The organism is Clostridium sp., from assembly GCF_040797585.1.
Lineage (GTDB): Bacteria > Bacillota > Clostridia > Clostridiales > Clostridiaceae > Clostridium_Z.
Genome location: NZ_JBFNEO010000196.1, coordinates 1 through 5249 on the forward strand (window position 1 = coordinate 1; position 5249 = coordinate 5249).

General features: G+C 29.2%; 4 protein-coding genes. All 4 read right to left on the minus strand.

Features of this window, described 5'->3' with window-relative positions; genetic code table 11:
• Positions 1-3104, minus strand: a 3104-nt coding sequence (gene mfd, locus AB2369_RS11100; RefSeq protein ID WP_367666547.1) for a transcription-repair coupling factor, incomplete at its 3' end; no start/stop codon positions are given.
• A 28-nt stretch (positions 3105-3132) separates the two neighbouring features.
• Positions 3133-3696, minus strand: coding sequence for an aminoacyl-tRNA hydrolase (pth, locus tag AB2369_RS11105; protein ID WP_089864411.1), 564 nt, complete (start codon positions 3694-3696; stop codon positions 3133-3135).
• A gap of 108 nt (positions 3697-3804) precedes the next feature.
• Complete coding sequence (locus AB2369_RS11110; protein WP_111921506.1) at positions 3805-4980, minus strand: S1C family serine protease; 1176 nt, start codon at positions 4978-4980, stop codon at positions 3805-3807.
• 86 nt (positions 4981-5066) lie between these two features.
• A partial coding sequence (locus AB2369_RS11115) for an ATP-binding protein (protein ID WP_367666548.1) occupies positions 5067-5249 on the minus strand: 183 nt, incomplete at its 5' end.

Genomic DNA, 5249 nt, shown 5'->3' on the forward strand with positions numbered 1-5249 from the left:
ATATAAGCATCAACTTTAATTTCTACAGTAGTTTCTATAGGTTCTATATTGGTTTCTCCCTTTTTCTCTTTTATAGTATCTTCTAGCATTTTACAATATAAATCATATCCAATAGAAGCCATATGTCCATGTTGAGATGAACCCATCATATTTCCTGCTCCTCTTATTTCTAAATCTTTTAAAGCTATCTTAAATCCAGATCCCAATTCTGTAAACTCTTTTATTGCTTTCAATCTTTTCTCTGCTACTTCTGTTAAAATTTTATCTTTCTTATAAGTTAAATAACAATAGGCCATTCTATTACTTCTACCAACTCTTCCCCTTAATTGGTACAATTGTGATAGTCCCATTTTATCAGAATCATATATTATCATAGTATTTACATTTTGTATGTCCATTCCAGTTTCAATTATAGTGGTAGCAACTAGTATATCATACTCCTTGTTCATAAAATCCATTACTATCTTTTCTAGCTCTCTTTCCTTCATTTGTCCATGCGCTATTCCAACCTTAGCTTCTGGCAATAATTTAGAAATATGTGCTGCAATTTCTTTTATATTTTCTACTCTGTTATATACAAAATATATCTGTCCACCTCTATTTAACTCTCTTAAAATGGCATCTTTAATAAGCTGATCATTATATTCAACTACGTAAGTTTGTATAGGATACCTATCTTCTGGAGGTGTTTCTATAATACTTATATCTCTAACTCCTACTAATGACATATGTAGCGTTCTTGGAATAGGTGTAGCACTAAGTGTAAGTACATCTACATTTTTCTTAAATTCTTTTATTTTTTCTTTATGCTTTACACCAAATCGCTGCTCTTCGTCTATTATTAAAAGACCTAAATCCTTAAACTGAACATCCTTTTGTAAAATTCTATGAGTTCCTATTAAAATATCTATATTTCCTTCCTTCAAAGCTTTTATAGTGATTTTCTGTTGTGCTGGTGTCCTAAACCTACTTACCATTTCTATATTTACTGGAAAATCTGAAAACCTTTTTATTAAATTATTATAATGCTGTTGTGCTAATATTGTAGTAGGAACTAAGAACGCTACTTGTTTGCCATCCATAACAGCTTTAAAAGCTGCTCTAAGCGCTACTTCTGTTTTGCCGTACCCTACATCACCACAAAGTAACCTATCCATAGTTCTATTTGATTCCATATCATTTTTTATCTCTTCTATAGCAGTAATTTGATCTGGCGTTTCTTCATAAGGAAATTCTTCTTCAAACTGTTTTTGCCAAACTGTATCCTTAGAAAACTTGTATCCTCTTAAAGTAGATCTGACAGCATATAGATTTACTAAATCTTCAGCTATTTCCTCTATGGATTTTCTAGCTTTATTCTTAGTTTTTGTCCATTCAGCATTACCTAACTTATTTATTTTAGGAGTTTTACCTTCTCCTCCTATATATTTTTGAACTATATCTAGTTGCTCTACTGGCACATAAAGTTTATCATCCCCATAGTATGTTAGCTCTAAATAATCTTTTCTATGTCCTCCAACTTCTAATTGCTTAATTCCCTTATATACACCTATTCCGTGATTTACATGAACTACATAGTCTCCTGGCTTTAAATCCGTAAAACTCTTTATTCTACTAAAACCCTTTTTAGTATTAATTTTTTTATTTTTTCTTCTCTTGGCTTCTCCAAATACTTCTTTATCTGATATAATACATAACTTAAAATCTGGATATTCATATCCTTTTATTTGACCTCCAAAAGTTACAACTACTTCTCCTGGTAAAATTTCATCTACTAAATCCTTGTAGACACTCTCTATACCTCTATCTCTTAAAGTATCTACAAGTCTTTCCCCTCTAGCTCTAGTTCCTGCAAGAATTACTGTTTTATATCTTTTTTCTTTTTTTGTTATAATATCTTCTATAAGTAAATCAATTTGACCTTGATAATTCTGTGATGTAATTTCTTTGAAATTTATAGTTTCCCTTTCTTTTAAAATATCTGTTTTCTTAGAAAACACATTTAAAGTTATGACTTTACTTGCTTCTAATGCTTCCCATATATCCTCTTTAGGTACTAGCAGATTTCCTTGAGCTGGTAATATATCTCCCCTTTTAAGAAAACTATCATAACTATCATAATATTCATAATATACACTATCTAATTTTCCTTTGCATCTCTGTATATCATCTACTACAATCAGGCAATCCTTAAAATAATTTAAAAAAGATGTCGTAGTATCATATAAATATGGCAAATAACTATCTATAGTTTCAAAAGTCCATGTTTCTTTTAAACATTCTATATTTTTATTAACTATATTCTGTAATTTATTAAAAGCCTCTTTGTTATTTAAAGCTTCCAAATTGCTTTTTACTTTTTCTAAATCCATTATAATTTTTTCACAAGCCAGCTCTATATTTTCTTTATCCAATATAATCTCTTTGGCTGGAAATACTTCTATTGAATCCACTTTTTCTATACTTCTCTGAGATTCGGTATTAAAGTTTCTTATAGAATCTATTTCATCATCAAAAAATTCTATTCTATAAGGTTCTGAAGAGATTGGTGGGAATATATCAAGTATACCCCCTCTTATAGAAAATTGACCTTTATTGCGTACTAAATCCACTCTCTCATATCCTGATTTTAAAAGTTTTTCACTTAAATCATTATAGTTAACTACATCTCCTATAGAAAATTTAAAAAAATACTCTTTATATAAGTTTAATGGTATACATACTGGTGCTATGGACTCTATTGATGTAACTATAATTTTCTTCCCAGGTTCTAATATACGTTTTATTATTTTTAGTCTTTCCCATCTTAAATCTCCAGATATGGCATCTATATTATAAAACACCACTTCCTTGCTTGGGAAATAATGTACATTCGGTTCATAAAAGAATAAGTCTTCATAAATATTTTTTGCTTCTATATCACTATGAGTAAGTATTAGTAGAGGCTTGTCTATTTCATCATACACCCCTTTAATTAGATAACTCTTAGAAGAATCTTCTAAGCCCGTTATGTTTAAGGGATACCTTCCACTTTGTATATTATCTTTTATATCCTTAAATTCCTTACTATCTTTTAATGGTTTTAAAATACCATTTAATCTCATAATAAAATTCACCTCATTAATAAAATTACTATGCTTTAAAATTGTTGTATTTATTCATAGCCTCTTGTGGTCCTTGGCTAATTATGGTATAAGCTAGCTCAGGAATTATATTTAAAACTTCTTCTATATTTTTTTGTTTTTCTTTTGGGAACTTTCCTAAAACATGAGATACCATATCTCTTTCAGGTTTTCCCACTCCAATTCTTACTCTGATAAATTCTTCGCTATTTAAATTGTGTATAATACTTTTAATACCATTATGTCCACCAGCACTTCCTTTTGTTCTTATTCTTAATCTACCTACTTCTAAATCTACATCATCATAAATTACTATTACATTTCCAATTGGTATATTATAATAATTTATTATTTCTCTTAAACTTTCTCCACTAAGGTTCATATATGTAGTTGGTTTTAAAAGCATTACTTTTTCATTTGATATATGTCCTTCTCCAAATACTCCTTTAAATCTTTCCCTTTTCATAGGAATATTATACTCATAGCTTATTTTATCTATAGCTTCAAACCCTATGTTGTGTCTAGTTTTTTCATATTCCTTTCCTGGATTTCCTAGTCCCACTAATAAAAACATACCATACTTCCTCCATTTTTACATTTAATATATAACATTTTATACTAAACACAAAAAATAATAAAGAGAATACATCCCTTTATTATTTTTTGTATATTAATAATATTATTATTGATTCAAATCCTTCAGTTCTGATAATATAATATTAACTTCCTTAGTTGTTCCATTTCTCCAGACCTTACACTTAACAGTATCACCTATTTTATGTTGTTCTAGTATCTGTGCTATATCATCAAATTCTTGAACCTTTTTACCATTTAATTCTATAATAACATCTGTTGGCTTAATTCCAGACTTCGCCGCACCTGAACCAGATATAACTTCATTTACATAAAATCCTCTTATCTCACCATCTCTAGAAACCACTGTTTGCCCCTTTACTCCTAATGATGGTCTTTTTACCTTTCCATAATTCATAAGAGAATCTATTATTTCCTTGGCTTCATTTATACTTATAGCAAATCCCATACCTTCTACATTAGCTGTTGCCCCTATTTTTAGGCTATTTATACCTATTACCTCACCATTTTCATTACATAAAGCTCCTCCACTATTTCCTGGATTTATAGCTGCATCGGTTTGTAATACTTTATATATTGCTCCTCCATGTTCCACTCTTCTATTTAAAGCACTTATTATACCTGCTGTAACAGAACCTGCAAACTCTTCTCCTAACGGATTGCCTATTACTATAGCTAAGTCTCCTACATTTACTTTAGATGAATCTCCAAATTTAGCAGTAGGTAAATTATTAGCTTCTATTTTTATTACAGCTAAATCAGATCTTTTATCATACCCTACAATTTTAGCAGGAAAAACCTTACCACTAGATAATTTTACTGTAACTTGGCTTGCACCTTCTATAACATGATAGTTTGTCACTATATATCCATCTGGCTTAAAAATTATTCCAGACCCACTTCCCTTATCAACTTCTCCCCAAAAATTTTCACTTTTATTACTTATGCCTACCACTGCTGGTCCAACACTTTCAGCTACCCTAGTTATAGAACTTTTATCTGTACTCTTCACGGGAGTTTTTTCACTAATTATAAGATTTCCTTTATAGGTTTCACTATTTTCTATATTATTTATTTTTTTATCCACAACATAATATCCAGATATGGAACCAGAAATAATGGCTATTAGAATAAAAGCTACTAACTTTAAAAATTTTTTTATTCTACTATGACTTTTATTATTTCGAAATTTTATATTTCCTTCATCTGGATTTATGCTTTCCCACCTAACATCTTTTATCTCGTTAAATTTATAATCGTCCATTATTTACACCTCCTAGTATATCTAGATTATATAATCATAAATTAACTTTTCTATGAACAAATTGTAATTAAATAATGGATTAATTTTTATATTTTTTTTAACGAAAAAGTAAATAGCACTCCATCCTCTACATTTTTAACCCAAATATCTTCTCCTAATTGAGTTAATATACTTCTAACTATAGAAAGACCTAATCCTGTGCTTACTTTAGAAGTTCTAGATTTATCACCTTTATAAAATCTAGACCATACATTTTTTATATCTTCTTC

Bases quoted from the DNA above. Each gene is read 5' to 3' on its own strand.
- pth (WP_089864411.1), bottom strand. From the start codon at position 3,696: ATGTTTTTATTAGTGGGACTAGGAAATCCAGGAAAGGAATATGAAAAA.
- AB2369_RS11110 (WP_111921506.1), bottom strand. From the start codon at position 4,980: ATGGACGATTATAAATTTAACGAGATAAAAGATGTTAGGTGGGAAAGC.